Genomic DNA, 15097 nt, shown 5'->3' on the forward strand with positions numbered 1-15097 from the left:
TCAAAGTTCTTCCGGCGGGTTAACATCATCATATATCCGGGCAGCTATTATTTTACCGTTGTCTGATACTTCATAGACTGCCACGCCTGCCTGAGGTATCAGGTCAGATCTGCCCCAGGATTCTGCGATGTATTCGATTACTATTTGTTTTCCATTGAAGGTTGATGTGCAGTGTCTAAGTGAGATTCCACCATTGTGAAGTATCGAATCATAGAATTCCCGGATACCTTTCTCTCCTGCATGCATATAATCTGAACCGCTGGGCTCACGGACATAACCCTGTTTGTCAAAGAGTTTCACGATCTTGTCTGCATCACCTTCTTTGAGGGATTTCATATACTTCTTGATGAATTGTGGCTCTTCAAGGTTAGATGACGGTTTAAGAATTGGTGATCTTATTCTGTGTGTTCCGGTAAGTGGCCAGGTACTATGATAAATTCTTATATCTGATACTTTATCGTTTTCCAGATCTGCTACTATTGCAACAGGTATGTCGATCATATCTTTATCGTGTTCAAAGTACAATATGATCTCCACACATATGCGTTTGGAGTCTTCTGTAATATCCAGAGTTTCTGTTGTTGCTTTATGTTCCCTTAGCCAGGGTCCTCTTTTCTGTACAAATCTTATGAAAGCATCATGGCTATTGATCCTGCCGTCAAGTGGAGTATCAATTAAAGGTTCCCCTGAATATAGTGATGTAAGTTGCCCGGTGTTACCAGCCATGACCAGATCATAAAAATCTGATAATGTTTCAATTATGTTCATTATTCCACTCCATTAACTATTTTGTCGTGGCAAGTATATAAACAATTTACTGTAAATGAATCAGAGTAATTGGTCATGTTACTCCTCATTACTTCAAAAACCTCATCCATCAAAAAAGGTTATATACAACTAGTTACATTTATGGGTTGCTCGAAGGCGAAAGCGCCAACGAATAACTTATTCGCAAACAATGGGCCCGTGGTCTAGCCGGTTATGACATCGCCTTTACACGGCGGGGGTCATGAGTTCGAATCTCATCGGGCCCACCAAATACATCTTCTGCTTCTGCAGGTAGCGATTTTTCTTCTGATTTTTGCTGTTTTTTAGTGTCATCCATGTTGTTTGAGGAATGGCTAACATCACCTTGTGTAGTTGGAATTTCGGGTTCGGTTGATGTCGGTTTTTGTAAGAGGGACAACTGTTTTTCCACAGATTTCAGTCTTGATTCAATGTCTGATTTGGGTTGTATAACTTCTAGGGCGGGGGTAATATCTTCATCCAGGGAGATTACAAATAAAGGCTTGCCATTGTTCTCGATTTTGAAAATATGTGCAGTTTCACCCACAAGGTCTGCATGTGACTGCGGCAGTCGGAGTAAAGGGTATTCGATATTTTTCTTTGGTCGAAGCCTTGTGATTTTTGATTTTCCTATGTATTTCATAGTAACCAGCTCTTTATAGTAAATTAAGTTATACAATTTTATATAACTTTTTTGTCGCTATCTTTGAAGGTATTAAAACACACTTCATATGCCTGCAGTTATGTTGTTTATATTGCGACACGAGGTTCAGAGAATTCCAAGTCTGATTATGTTATATCTCCAGAGCAATTTTTAAATGGACATTATATTTCTAAGTATTCTGATTATGTAGAATCATCTGTCCCTCAAGGATAGGGCAGATTAGCAAAAATTCCAGACGCAAAGTAGAGACAATCCTTGCGTCTGAAGGGTTATGATACATAGGAGATTATCATATGGTGAAATTGTCTTCTCATTTGAATTAAAAATTAAGATAAAATCCACATGCCTGAGGAATTATGTATCAAGCATGCGACACGAGGCGAATTTTTTCCTATAGATGCTCCCCACTTCCAGAAACATTGGCAGATTGAATCATTGTTTATTATCAGAGCACTAGGTTCGAATATAATCCTGCCACTATCAAATAGAGGCAAAATTTCGTACTCATGAATTTCAATATATAAGAAAAGATTTAGAATCTTGGCTATTCGCACGCATGGCCAAGAAAATCACACAGAATTATCTGAGATATATGACAAATACCTCTCAGATGTAACCATATCAGACTGTTTTGATATAGCTGAATTATCTATGACAATCACCAGTGGGTGTAACTGGTATGCAAAGGCATTCAGAAGTCCAGAGAATAATGGAAAATTTCGATGAAAGATAGCTATATATCAACGGAGATGTTGGCTATTACGATATTGAATGGAGTCGGGGGTGCAAGAATGCAAACAAAGCTTTCATGCCTGCAATCCAAAAGTATTTCCAGGGACAAGGATTCCCTTTAAGTACTGCAGAAAATTTTCATCGACAAATGTGTCAAGGCAGAGGTATATGAATCTATCTTCTATGGGATATTACATACACAAATCTACGAAGATCATAACATGGTATCCAAAATTATCTAGCATAATATATTTCTTTTTACCATACCTGGCATATTTCAGATTTTTCCTCAATAATTCACATTGTTTGAAAAATCGAGCATCATCTTTATCAGATTTCTTCTGTGAATTAGTTATGATAATACAACCATGATTCATAATGATCTCCTCATTTAAATCCATGATATCAATTACAACATAGTTCAGCTTTAACACAGAAACTGCATCCAGTAATTCCTCTATAGTATGTCTTGGATGAAGATGTATCACTTGTGAACGGTCTATAAAAGGTGCAATGCCCATAATCAGTCCTCAATTTCATTTCTAAAAAGATGTAGTAGGATAAAGGTATACCGCTACGGTAAGTTATCACTATATAATCTCAGTATATCTCATTCAATAATAGTGTCTGAGGCCAACGTCTCCCATGATTCATGTAATTTTGTCTAAATTAATGGATAGGGGTGAGTATAACTCTATAGATGTTTTTGTTTTTACGGATAGTCAATAAATTGCATTTAAGTCGATTCTGTTAATTGTAAATCAGTATGGAGTATAGAGTTGATGTTGCATGTAATGTTCATATCACAGCCAATCTTCCTGAATCTGTCAGTGAATAGCCACCATCATCTGAAATATATCCCATGGTCTTAAGCTCTCTCAAATGGTTATATGTCATCCCTTTGGAGATCTCCATATTGGCAGCAATGTTTTCAACTACAATAGTGCCATTCTGATGAAAGGTTTTGAATAACATAGTTGGGATGTACCAAAAAAGCATCAAAATTGAATCAAATCGCCGATAATTGTAGGATTAGATAGACTAATAGTGCACTCAATCTTCTGATGTGATCAATCTTGCTTTTTGATATTAGAACAGTAAATGTAACCGTTTAACTGCAACTCTTTAAATCAACTATCAAAAACATCCATGTAGACATCCATGTAGACGTCATATTACGATAGTTTGTCGATTTATGTTCATTTAAATCAGACATCAAAATGAATGGGGGTCCATGTTTCCTATGTGTTCTATGTGAATCAGGGTGTCCATGTGAGTATTCCCAATTTGAATAACACATAGTTTTTCAAATGCTTAGTTTTTCCAATGTAAATAATGCTTAGTAATTCCACAGCTTAGTAATTCCTAGGCTCTACAGACAAAAAGAAAACTAAAAACGCCCACATGAGAGTAGAAATAATCTATAGATGTTATTGCTCACATGTGAGCGGATGATGTTCTTTTTCACGGGAACTAATAAAAATAGAAATAATAATTCCATACTTATTATTGTCATAAATTGAAATATGACATGTGGGAAAATAAAAGGGGTTAGAAAACAAAATGGGCAGTGGTTAGTTTAGCTCCATTCGAGCCATTGCCCATTCCTCACATAATCTTAACTGCAACAACAATTACCAAAATAACAGCACAAATACTCATCAATTGAGAATAAACCCTACTACATAGAAGATTGAATTTTTGATGGATTCTATAGAGGATGTTTACATCACTTGCCAACCAACATACGTCGAATTCTACGCCTGAAAATTCCCATAAGAATTATCGTAACAATGGTTCCAGACACAGTATTTATTGTGAACTATTTGAGGAATAACATAATATATGGCATAGATTGGGCAGACAATCCACCACAATATAACACTCCACCATACATGAGTATACTCATTTCAAATCCATTGTATGTGTCGTCCTTCATGAACACAACTGATCAGATGCTTGACATCAAACTAAAGGAATCATAGGCAGTCTGACACATCCATAACTATTCAGTGACCTGCCTGCAGGAGAAGTATCAACCATCATATTGAGTGTGTGATTTTACATTGAAATATTTTAAGGGGCAAATTGCCAATGTAACTTGGATGATGACTTCAATATATCATCATATATAAGAAATTGTAAGTTAACATTCCCAATTTTTAATGTAGATTTAAACAGATGGGGTATATAAACCCCTTAATTAAAGTGCAAATATCAAAATATTGACTGAGTTGTTAGTTTATATACCCCTTCACTAAAGTGTAAATTACCAATCAAGGACTATTTGTAGATAATTTGTAGATATTTTTGTAGACAACTTTGTAGACAACTTTGTAGACAATTTTGTAGACAATTTTGTAGACATCTATCACATGGAAGTATGATACATATTACGCATATACATGTATAGTATTTTTAATTTTTATTGATAACATAAAAGAGACTCTTTCAGATATGTAGTAGATATACATGTCTATAAACATGTATGTAGACAAAAATGTAGACATAGGAAAATGAGAAATTAAATTTTGATCCGCATTAGATATTGTATACCTGGTGCCTGAATGCTTGCATATGATTCTCAAAATGTAGACATGCTGTATCATATGTTCCCCAGGCCCATGCATTACCCAAAATGATGATCCTCAGTACAATATCAGGGTGCAGATCACTTGATTGTGTTTCAATGAATGGTTGCACTTCATATGATGTTAATGCAGAAGTTCTGTGCAGTTTTCGATATTTGTTGATTCTATCGTATAGCTCTTTTTCAGTTGTAATTGGTTTTTCATTCATATAACATGGTATGTTTTCACCATATATGCTGGTATACTAAGTGGAGTGAAAGTGAAAAAAAGTTCAGCCTATTTACATGAGATGAAAAATACACCTGCTATAGTTCAATTAAATATTATTCAATTGATGGATAGAGATGATATAATTCTATAGATGTTTTTGTTTTTACGTATAGTTAAAAATCACATTTTAATCGACCATACTGTTGGTTTTTCGGAATCTGATGGAACGTTTTTGATTACTGGGTGAAATGGACTTTAGAACACATTGACTTTAAATCTAAATTTTCTTTACATCTTTTTCTGTAAATCATAAATCAGTGTAGAAGTACATTGTTGATGTTGTATGTAATGTTCATATCACAGCAAGTCTTCCTGAATCTGTAAGTGAATATCCACCTTCATCCGAAACATATCCCATTGTTTTAAGTTCTCTCAGGTGGTTATATGTCATTCCTTTGGAGATGCCTACAGTAACGGCAATATTCTCTACGGCAACATTACCATCTTGAATTATTTCAAGGATCATCTTCTTTGTAGGTGATAAATTAAAGCTCAAAATAGGGAATTCGATCATGAAATTATCTTCTTCTGTAACATAAACTACTTTTTTGACCATGTCACTTCTTGCAAAGGCACCATATAATGCACCAAAGGCTTGTGTTTTTCTTCCACCTGTTACATTTATCAGAACACTCCTACCCAATGCATGTTCTTTTTCTATTATATTTACAACATCTTTTGCAACTATTACAGGGTCATAGAGAGATGTTATTGCTTTTTTAATTTCAATTACTTTCCCAAAAGTAGCTTCTAAAGTGTTTTCAGCCTGAACTTTCCTTTCAACTGCACCCTCTTCTGTCAAAATGATAATTTTTGATGGAGAGAGGCGAGTTACACATACCAGTACAGGTTCAAGATTGTAAAGTGTAGTTATTAAAGTTGAATTGTTCATTACTGCTGTATTAAAATGAATAGTATATATTTGTTTTTCATCGTAACTATACAGTTATGATGTTCTATATAGGTATATATATAATCACCCTCACAAAGTTTATATTTAATATGGTTAGTACATAGTAAACATTCACTAATAAACAATGCATGTGTATTGTTTGGTGAATGGGACGTGTCGGGTAAGAGAACAGGTGGTACAAAAAGGTAGGAAAAAGGCAGCATATGTCGATAGGACAATGCTGCCTACTAAAAACGAAACAAAGACGATGTTTATTACCAGATCACAAAAATCATATGACAAAATCAAAAGAACTTAATTGTAGCAACTATATTAATAATTAAAATCTGATATTTTTCTAGATACACTCGTAGATGCGATGAAAGTGAAATTGAAGATTCGACTTTAAAAAAAGGAGAGATGAGATTGGGTGACGCAAAATTAAATTCCAAGCAATTAGATGCAGTTTCCTATACAACAGGACCATTACTTATTTTGGCAGGACCTGGTTCGGGCAAGACGTTCACAATCACCGAAAAGGTGGTACAATTAATAGAAAATGGTCTGAATCCTGAAAGGATACTTGCATTGACATTCTCTGAAAAAGCTGCTGGAGAAATGGAGGAAAGAATTGAGAACATAATTGGTACTGGAAGCGGCATCAATGTATCCACATTTCACTCATTTTGTAACAATCTTATCAAAGAATTCTCTTTTGATTTAGGTACAAACTCTAATGCAAAGATCATCTCTAAGGAACATGCAAATGTATGGGGAATAGAACATGTAGATTCCTTTGGATTTGAAACGATAATTATTCCTCCTACTCCTTATGACCTTATAGACAGCCTGCTAGAAGGTGTTTCTCAATTCCAGGATCATCTCATTCTGCCTTCGACTGTTCATGATTATATTGATACTTATTTAGCTTCAGGTACTGAACTAGATGAAGAGAAAGTCGATACTCTTCTGAAATTAAGGGATTTTGCCAGATTCTATGAGCAATACCAGCAATATAAGCATAACAATGGCTTCCTTGACTATGGTGACATGATCTCAAAGACATGTCTACTACTAGAGTCTAATAATGTTGTCAGAATCAAGGTAAAAAGCAATTATGATTACATTCTTGTAGATGAATTCCAGGATACAAACTATTCTCAACTATACCTGGTCAGTTTGCTGGCAGATGGAAACAGCTTGACGTGCGTGGCCGACGATGATCAGTCAATCTACAAATTTCGTGGAGCTTATGTTTCCAATATCATGCAGCTTCATGAGTATTATCCTGAGCTTAATAAGATAGCTCTTGAAATTAATTATCGCTCCAGTTCTCAGATAGTTGATCTTTCAAGAGAACTAATTGGTTTTAATCCAGAAAGGGAAGCAAAGGAAATTGTTTCACATAATGGTGATGGTTTAAATGTCAAGGTTGTAAAGGCACCAGATGATATAAGTGAAGCCGAGTGGGTAGCATCTGAGATCAATCAATTAGTTAATGAACAGGGATTGGAACCTAAAGATATCTACATATTAACAAGGAAACGTGCTGACGGTAAAAAATTCAGTGATGCATTCCATAAGTATCTCATACCTTCAGAATATGTTGGCTCATTGCAGTTGAATCAATTCCCTATAGTTCAGGAAGCAATTGCCTATATGCGAGTGGTGGCAGACCCATTTAATAATGGTGTTGCTTTTGCAAAGATATTTGGCAGAGAAGGCTTAAGTGAGCATAATCTTCAGAAAATCAACACGCTTGCACGCAAGTTAACTAAAGAAGAGGATAATCAGGGTGATGGTATCTATTCTGTTCTGTTACATCATCTCGAAGAAGCTGGTATTACCCAGGAGCCTCTTGTAAGGTCTATTGTTGCAAGGCTTGATGACCTTACTAAATTTAAGAAAAATCATCTACCTTCTGACACTGTAAAATACCTGCTTACAGATATGACAGATATCTATCGTTCACAACTAAAAGAGGACACTGTTCAATCCAGAAAGAACATCAAAATTCTTAATTCTCTAGTGTCCATGGTCGAAGATCTTGAACTTATCAATGGTGGTTCTGAGTTTGAGATTGTCATTGAGCATTTGGACCTCGTTTTTAATCTTGAAATTGAAGATGGAGAGTCCAGTGATGACAATTCTGTCAAGATTATGACGATACACCAGTCAAAAGGTAAGGAAGCAAAGGTTGTTTTTGTATGTGATATGGCAGCAAGGCATCTTCCACTTCAGCTCACACGTAAGAAGTTTACTGTTCCTATCGAGCTGGCAAAGGGTGTGCAGAGGGATGCTGATGATAAGACCTTGCACCTTGAAGAGGAACGAAGGCTTGCATATGTGGCAATGACAAGGGCAAAAGAACAACTTTATCTTGTATTTCCAGAGAGGTATACAGGCAATAAACGCGGTGTAAAACCCAGTGTGTTCCTTGAGGATATTGGATATATGGATAATCCACTTGTAGACTTCATTGAAGCTCCATACTATGAGGAAAACCGCGATGTTGTTGAAGATTCTACACTGAAAAGAAAAAAGGACGAGCTTGAACGTCTTGTAAGAACATATACTGGTCAGGGGCAGATAAAACAGGCTATTGAGTCTTTGATTGTTCTTGCTCAGATAAGGGAACTTGAATCAAATGGTAACCTTCAGGCTTTTGATGCTTCAGAACTGCTGCGGGTAAATCCAGTTCCTTCAGGCGAATTGGAATTAATGGTAGATGGGAAGCTACCACCGCTGGTTAAAGATGATATGCGTTTTTCTGCATCAGCTATCAGGATGTATGAAGACTGTCCACTTAAGTTCAAGTACAGTTATGTGCTCAAAATACCAACACCTCAAAAGACATTCTTCCAGGTAGGTACGGATGTTCATGCAGTTTATGAGCAAATGTCCAGGTTGATGATGCAGGGAGAAAGCCCTGATATTTCTGTAGCTAGAGAACTACTTGAGTCTATATGGGATCCTTCTGGTTTTGATTCTGAAACACAGGAACATCAGGAACACGACAAGATGCAAAAGATGCTTGATTTCTGGATGGATTTTGAAAGTACTAATCCCAATGAGACAATTGAAGTTGAAAAATGGTTCGACCTAAGTCTTGATGGTGCTAAGTTCGGTGGTTCCATTGACCGTCTGGATAAGACACCTGATGGAGATTATATTGTTATCGATTACAAGACAAATAAGACTCCTTATTCCAGGAATAAGTTGCTTGATGATGTTCAGATAGCTCTTTACTGCACTGCTGTGAGGGAAATGTATGGTAAGTTGCCAGTGCAGGCAGGTCATATGTATGTGAATCCTGGCGTTGCTGAGATGAGATTGATTGATGTGAGTGAGAAAGGTGTTGAGGCTGTTGTTGATAGGATTAAGGAAAATGTAATTCGCATACTAGGGGAAGATTTTGAAGTGAAGGAAGATCCAAATTGTCGGTTCTGTGACTATAAGGGAATATGTGATTTGAACCGAGACTAATACATTTTCAACAAAATAGGGTCGAAATAATGAAACAAATTCTTGAACAATACTGTCTGGATGATACTGCAAATGGCTTGCTCCTATTGAGCATGCCCACAGGATTTGGTAAAACATATGATGTATTGAGTTTCATCTACGAAAATTACCAGAGATTTGCTGATCAAAACCGAAAGATTATATTTGTAACAAATCTCAAGAAAAACCTTCCTTATGATGAGCTGAGGGAACGCTTCATAGCCGACGGGAAGGAAGATGCCTATGATAAACATGTTTTGTTCATTGATTCAAACTCGAAGACTGTAATAAAAAATCTTCCACACTTAGATTCATTTATTCCTGACAAGTTCAAAACAGATATTTATTCACGGTTAATTAAGTATATTGAAATTTTGAATAAAGATTTAGATAAAACGATTTCAAGTACTTTTAGAAAAGATATTGAGACAAATCTGGAGCCTGTTTTTAGAAAATCAATTGTTGATGACCTTTATCTTAATTTTGATTCTAAGAAAAAACGTCTGGATGCTATTGGAGACAATCCCAATTATCAATGGATTGGCAAACTATACCCTGCTGTTTTTGTTGAAGAGAAAACAATCCTCTTCATGAGCATGGATAAATTTATTCTGAAGAATTCGCCTCTTGTAGAAAAGTCATATTATTTCTATAACAAATATAGTGATAACTCTTTAGTCTTTATTGATGAATTTGATGCAACTAAAGAAACCGTATTAAATCGCATAATAGAATCGGGTATTAAGCATCATGTCAACATGCTTGATCTGTTTTTAAACATACATGATCGTCTTGTGCAAAGTGAGTTTCCAGAAAATCTTCTCAAAGAATCGAACCACAGAAAATCACAGAAAGAACAGAATAACTGGCTTTCATTTGATATGATGGCGGACATTTTCAAGCAAAAAGCTGAAAAAATATTCTATAAATACCATTTACATCACACATGCAAGTCTCATGATGTTATTTCAACTACCAAAAGGAACTTTCTGTTTTATGACTATCAGTTCCATCATGTCCTTGATACTAAGAATAAAAGGATAGAAATTGAGTCTGATTCAACTAACCGTATAAATTGGATTAAGACTGTGGCATATGGAGATAAAACAGATGGTATCAATGTTCACAGTTTGTTGACAGATATCGCTGGATTCCTGACTTACTTTCAAAAAAGAGTTAGCAACCTAGCCGAGAACTATAAGCATCTTAAGCAGGAAGAAGATTCATGTAAAGAGGAGTTTCCACTTGAATCGTCTGTGCGTACAGTTCTTAATCATTTCAGGTTGGATAGAGATGATGTGGAATTTCTCACAAAGACCATTATGGAAGGAGAAATTCCTTATGGACGGAGATCAGGTACTCCATCTCTAAAGAACCATGGATTCTATGATTCTGGTTTTAGATATTATGATATTGTGGACAGCGACGAGCATGACACTCAATCTAATATTTACATGTACAATTTTTCCAGGACGCCTGAATCCTTCCTTGCAAATATTTGTTCGCAGGCAATGGTAGTTGGAATATCTGCCACTGCAGGACTTCATACAAATATAGGCAATTATGATCTCGATTATTTACGTTCCTGTCTTGGTAATAGATTTGTCCGACTTTCAGGAGAGCAATTGGATAGATTGAAAGAACAATTTTTTGAGAGGACTCAAGGGTATGATAACGTTTCAATCAAAACGAGTTTTGTTGAAGCAGAAGATCCACTGATCAAGCTTGAAGAATTATTAAAGGATAAAGAAGCTGCTTTAGCACTTAAAACCAGGATCCAAGTTCATAACTCAGAGGATGATGATAAGAGCATAGAATACATCTTATCTCGCTATACTCGAATCCTCACGGTTTGGAAATACTTATTGGATAATCCTGATATCAATTCTTTTTTGTGTTTTTTCAATAAATTTCCAGAATTTGAAGATCCCAAATTCGATTTAAAGATAATTCATAATTATGCACAAATGATTGCAGAGTCATCAGATATCGATATCAAAGAACCTGTATGTGAAATAATTCAAGTTCTAAAAGGTGACGACTTTGAAATAAATAAACATAAACTGTTATCTGCTATTGGAGAAGGGAAAAAGCGTCTGATCATATCGTCCTACCAAACATTAGGTGCTGGACAAAATATGCAGCATCCAATTCCAGAATCATTTCAACCAGTACAGATCAATGATTTCATTGAAAGAAAAGAAATGGATATCGGTGCTATCTATCTGGATAAGCCTACAAATATTCTCGTAAATATTTATGGGAATGACATTGAAGATGAAGATTTCATCAAATACATATTCCAATTAGAATTTCTTGTTGAAAATGGTTCAATCTCTCCAAGAGCATTTAAGAGCAAGCTCGATGAAGCTTTTCATAGACATGTGGGTAAATACAAATTAAAAAGAAATGCTGAAGACTTTACTGACCTTTATCAAACCAATGCATACACACGTTTCCTTAATAAGGTGATAATTCAGGCAGTTGGACGAATATGCAGGACTAACATGAAGTCATCTGTTATACATATCCTTGCAGACTCATCGATAAGAAAAAATCTGGCGAACTTCCATTTGCCCGAAGATGTGATACCTGTCCGTGAATATACTGCTTTAAAACAATCGGCAGCTCAAGAAATCATAGTTCCAGAAGAAATAATTTACTTTGAGAACAGAGCTTCGAGTCGAAGTGGTAGAACTTCATCGTTTATTCATCAGCAATTGAGAACTCCTTGGGATGAGAATAGCATAAAGATCTGGCAAGATCTTAGAGAACAGGTACTTAAACATCCAACAATCATTGACAAGAACAATTGCGATCCAAGGTGGAGTCTTATCTACATTGATCTTCCAGTTACAGGAAACCACTATAGATATTCCCAGGAAAGAGATTATGGAGAAATAGATGTCTTTTTCTCAGAGGACAGAGGTATTCAGGAAGTAAGTGAAAGGGCTGCAAAAATTGCTGAACTGATGTCTATAAAACCCTTGTTCCAGCTATTTTCTGATAATGGATGGGCTACATGTTTTGAAATGGGTGAACTTATAATTACACCACCAATTTTCAACAATATCTATAAAGGGGCATTGGGAGAAGTATGTGGCAAATTCATTTTGAAGGAGTTCATAGGAATTGAGCTCCAGGAGCTTGATGATTCGGAGTTTGAACTATTTGATTTCAAGACATCCAATAACATCTATTTTGATTTTAAGTTCTGGGATGATACATTTGCTGTTCATGCAGATGATATCATTGCGAAAATCCGCACTAAAATGGATGAATGCAATGCTGAAAAAGTGTTTATTGTTAATATTTTTGGAAATTCAGAAGCACCTTTCAAGCCAATAATTTCTACAGATGGTAAAATTATAGAAATTCCATTTATTTGCAAAGATAAATCCATCAGCAGTGAAGCGTTAAAATTCATCGGAGAGGAGTACTACAAATGAATATTCAAACAAATCGCCTAAAAGTAAAGTTTCATATTGATGCTATAAAAAACGATTTTGTCTTCCTCCGATTCAAAAGGGATTCAAATAAGTGGAAGGGTGCAAGGGAATTAGATCAACTATTCGGGAAAGAATACCAGGCTTCTGCTGTATTGTTTATACATGGACCATTTGCATATGCAATGTTTAAAAAACCTATCGATTCATATAAACTACTTTCTTTAATACGGTCAGATAACAGCTTCGATGATGATGAGGTTGTGGAAGTTGAACCCCTTGAAAACTTTGTTGAAGGTGCTGAATGTATCTGTGAAGCATGGCTTGCTCAGATATTGTTGAATTCCTTATCTGCATCAAAATCGCGTTTTAAACAATTACATTTCTGTAATCTTACTGGTGCATTACTTATAATCCCCGAGTTCAGTGGTAAAAATGCTGATTATATTGATGCAGCAAAAATAACTATAGATAAAAACTACCTAATGAAGGTAGAACTCGTGCGCCATAGAAAGTTAATTTCTGTTCTTGCTGACATTAATAACAAAAAGATCAAGGCTGAAGCTATAAAAAATAAACCGCGATATGTTATTAATGATGGAACTAAAACCTTACGTAGATGGTTAGATGACAGTGATCCCGATGTTAAAAAGACATATGTTCCTTTAAGTATAGATGGAAAAAGAGCCAACACTGAATTTTTACATTTTGGTTCAACTGCAGATTACAATAAAAGCAGAGCAGGTATCTTTCATAATGTGCTTGAGAGTATCAATGAGAATCTTTCAAGTTATATGCACGTTGAATTATCACAGTTGGAAACACCACATACAATTGAACTGAAAGAAACCATTCTTAAGGCTCCAAAACAACTTCATTCGAAATTAGAAGGAAAGTCTATCCGAATTGTGGATAGAGTAGATTCAGATGAATCCCGTGAGCTAGCTCAATCGCTCAAAGATGCACTTTTAAACTATGTTACAGATGAAAAGCAATTGTCATTTGGCAAGAAAGATAAAAAAGATGCACTCAACATCAGAATAATTCACGATAAAAACTATTATGATAAAAGCGGGGAAGATGATGAACATCTACCTTCAACCAGTGAATATCAAAGACAACATATAACTGTTGAAGGTGTAAAAGAAATATCAGATGCAATTGTTAAGACAACTATTAAGGAAATACTTATTAAAAATGATATTAATGAAAGAATAATTTCTCTTTTTGAGTGGAGTAAGTTAAATGCTAAACACAGCTGGACATTTGCGATGTATGATGATAATACTAAAAATGTCTTCTTCATGATTATTTCTCCCGATGGTACTTTTGAATTCAAAAAATTAGATGGGAATAATATTTTGGAATTTACAGAATATCAGGAGTATATAGAGTTAATAGACCAGCACAAAAGAGATGAATGGAGAAAAGACAAGGTGCTGGAAGGTCTTGTGATTTCAGAAAATGGTGATAAGAATCTTATTTTTAGGACCGATGAAATTACAATCCCTGATTTGGATAGTATACAACAAATTATTGAAGATGTAGATACACAACTTCCAAATGGGATGCGAACAGGAAAAGAGCTGGCACAAATTGTAGAACAATGCTTTTCAGAAACGAATGAATCTGAAAAAGACAATGTCAATGCATTAGTAAATGAGCTCGAAAAAATAAATAATCAAGAGATATCAAAAACAGATTTCAGAAAGCTTTCCAATGAATCTCTTTCTCCTACATCAAAATTGGGACGTAATCTCAGAGATTATTTACTTAGTGAACATGGAGTAAGGTTGCATTTTTCAAAATCAAAAGAGGTTATAGATAATTTATTTGCTGCTTCCATTAATATCAATTACTTTATGGATAATGATTCTGAAGCTCAGTACTTTGTGGGACAACGCCGTGAAAGCATCCAATCTTCACTGAAGGATTCATCTCATCTCAGAAAAATAATTGCTGAAAAAGGATCTAACCTCGTATTTAAAGATATTTTGAAGACCATGGATGTAGATTTTGTAAGAACGGGGCAAAGTACTGTTTTGCCATTCCCGTTCAAATACATACGTGAATACATGGAAATGGGGAAAGCTCAGTGAGCAAGAATACTATTCAATACTCAGTTACATGTTACAATTCATCAGAGATGAGAGAATATCGAAATCCTAATATAAATTCAACAACATTAAGTTTATAAAAATATTTTAAGATT

The 15097-nt window shown here is 35.3% G+C and carries 8 protein-coding genes and 1 tRNA gene; 5 read left to right on the top strand and 4 right to left on the bottom strand.

Annotation, left to right across the window (positions count from 1 at the left end; all coding sequences use genetic code 11):
• On the bottom strand, nucleotides 1–768 hold the full coding sequence (locus J2746_RS06775; protein ID WP_209618150.1) for a nuclear transport factor 2 family protein: 768 nt from the start codon (nucleotides 766–768) through the stop codon (nucleotides 1–3).
• 192 nt (nucleotides 769–960) lie between these two features.
• Between J2746_RS06775 and J2746_RS06780 the strand changes: the two genes are divergently transcribed.
• Both J2746_RS06780 and J2746_RS14880 read left to right on the top strand, forming a co-directional pair.
• Nucleotides 961–1037, top strand: a tRNA-Val gene (locus J2746_RS06780).
• Between the two features lie 1135 nt (nucleotides 1038–2172).
• Nucleotides 2173–2304, top strand: a complete 132-nt coding sequence (locus tag J2746_RS14880) for a hypothetical protein (RefSeq protein ID WP_280921223.1) — start codon at nucleotides 2173–2175, stop codon at nucleotides 2302–2304.
• Nucleotides 2305–2373: 69 nt separating this feature from the next.
• Here J2746_RS14880 and J2746_RS06785 read toward each other — a convergent pair whose 3' ends face one another.
• The 3 genes from J2746_RS06785 to csa3 all read right to left on the bottom strand — a co-directional run bounded on the left by J2746_RS06785 (nucleotide 2374) and on the right by csa3 (nucleotide 5935).
• Nucleotides 2374–2703 carry a hypothetical protein gene (locus J2746_RS06785; protein ID WP_209618153.1) on the bottom strand — a complete coding sequence of 110 codons (330 nt, stop codon included), beginning with the start codon at nucleotides 2701–2703 and terminating at the stop codon, nucleotides 2374–2376.
• Nucleotides 2704–2980: 277 nt separating this feature from the next.
• Nucleotides 2981–3157, bottom strand: coding sequence for a hypothetical protein (locus J2746_RS06790; protein ID WP_245250024.1), 177 nt, complete (start codon nucleotides 3155–3157; stop codon nucleotides 2981–2983).
• 2178 nt (nucleotides 3158–5335) lie between these two features.
• The gene (gene csa3 / locus J2746_RS06795; protein WP_209618156.1) at nucleotides 5336–5935 is read right to left on the bottom strand and encodes a CRISPR-associated CARF protein Csa3; all 600 of its coding nucleotides are present in this window, start codon (nucleotides 5933–5935) and stop codon (nucleotides 5336–5338) included.
• Nucleotides 5936–6361: 426 nt separating this feature from the next.
• On the opposite strand from csa3, the gene J2746_RS06800 reads away from it, so the two are divergent.
• The 3 genes from J2746_RS06800 to J2746_RS06810 all read left to right on the top strand — a co-directional run bounded on the left by J2746_RS06800 (nucleotide 6362) and on the right by J2746_RS06810 (nucleotide 14984).
• Nucleotides 6362–9421: an ATP-dependent helicase gene (locus tag J2746_RS06800; protein WP_209618158.1), complete on the top strand. Its 3060-nt coding sequence runs from the start codon at nucleotides 6362–6364 to the stop codon at nucleotides 9419–9421.
• Between the two features lie 275 nt (nucleotides 9422–9696).
• Nucleotides 9697–12888: a hypothetical protein gene (locus J2746_RS06805; RefSeq protein ID WP_209618161.1), complete on the top strand. Its 3192-nt coding sequence runs from the start codon at nucleotides 9697–9699 to the stop codon at nucleotides 12886–12888.
• Complete coding sequence (locus J2746_RS06810; protein WP_209618164.1) at nucleotides 12885–14984, top strand: hypothetical protein; 2100 nt, start codon at nucleotides 12885–12887, stop codon at nucleotides 14982–14984. Before J2746_RS06805 ends, J2746_RS06810 begins: the two co-directional genes overlap by 4 nt.
• Nucleotides 14985–15097 lie beyond the last annotated feature (113 nt).

It is taken from the genome of Methanolobus bombayensis (assembly GCF_017873415.1).
GTDB lineage: Archaea > Halobacteriota > Methanosarcinia > Methanosarcinales > Methanosarcinaceae > Methanolobus > Methanolobus bombayensis.

Coding starts and splice junctions, on each gene's coding strand:
- J2746_RS06775 (WP_209618150.1), bottom strand. CDS start 768: ATGAACATAATTGAAACATTATCAGATTTTTATGATCTGGTCATGGCT.
- J2746_RS14880 (WP_280921223.1), top strand. CDS start 2,173: ATGAAAGATAGCTATATATCAACGGAGATGTTGGCTATTACGATATTG.
- J2746_RS06785 (WP_209618153.1), bottom strand. CDS start 2,703: ATGGGCATTGCACCTTTTATAGACCGTTCACAAGTGATACATCTTCAT.
- J2746_RS06790 (WP_245250024.1), bottom strand. CDS start 3,157: ATGTTATTCAAAACCTTTCATCAGAATGGCACTATTGTAGTTGAAAAC.
- csa3 (WP_209618156.1), bottom strand. CDS start 5,935: ATGAACAATTCAACTTTAATAACTACACTTTACAATCTTGAACCTGTA.
- J2746_RS06810 (WP_209618164.1), top strand. CDS start 12,885: ATGAATATTCAAACAAATCGCCTAAAAGTAAAGTTTCATATTGATGCT.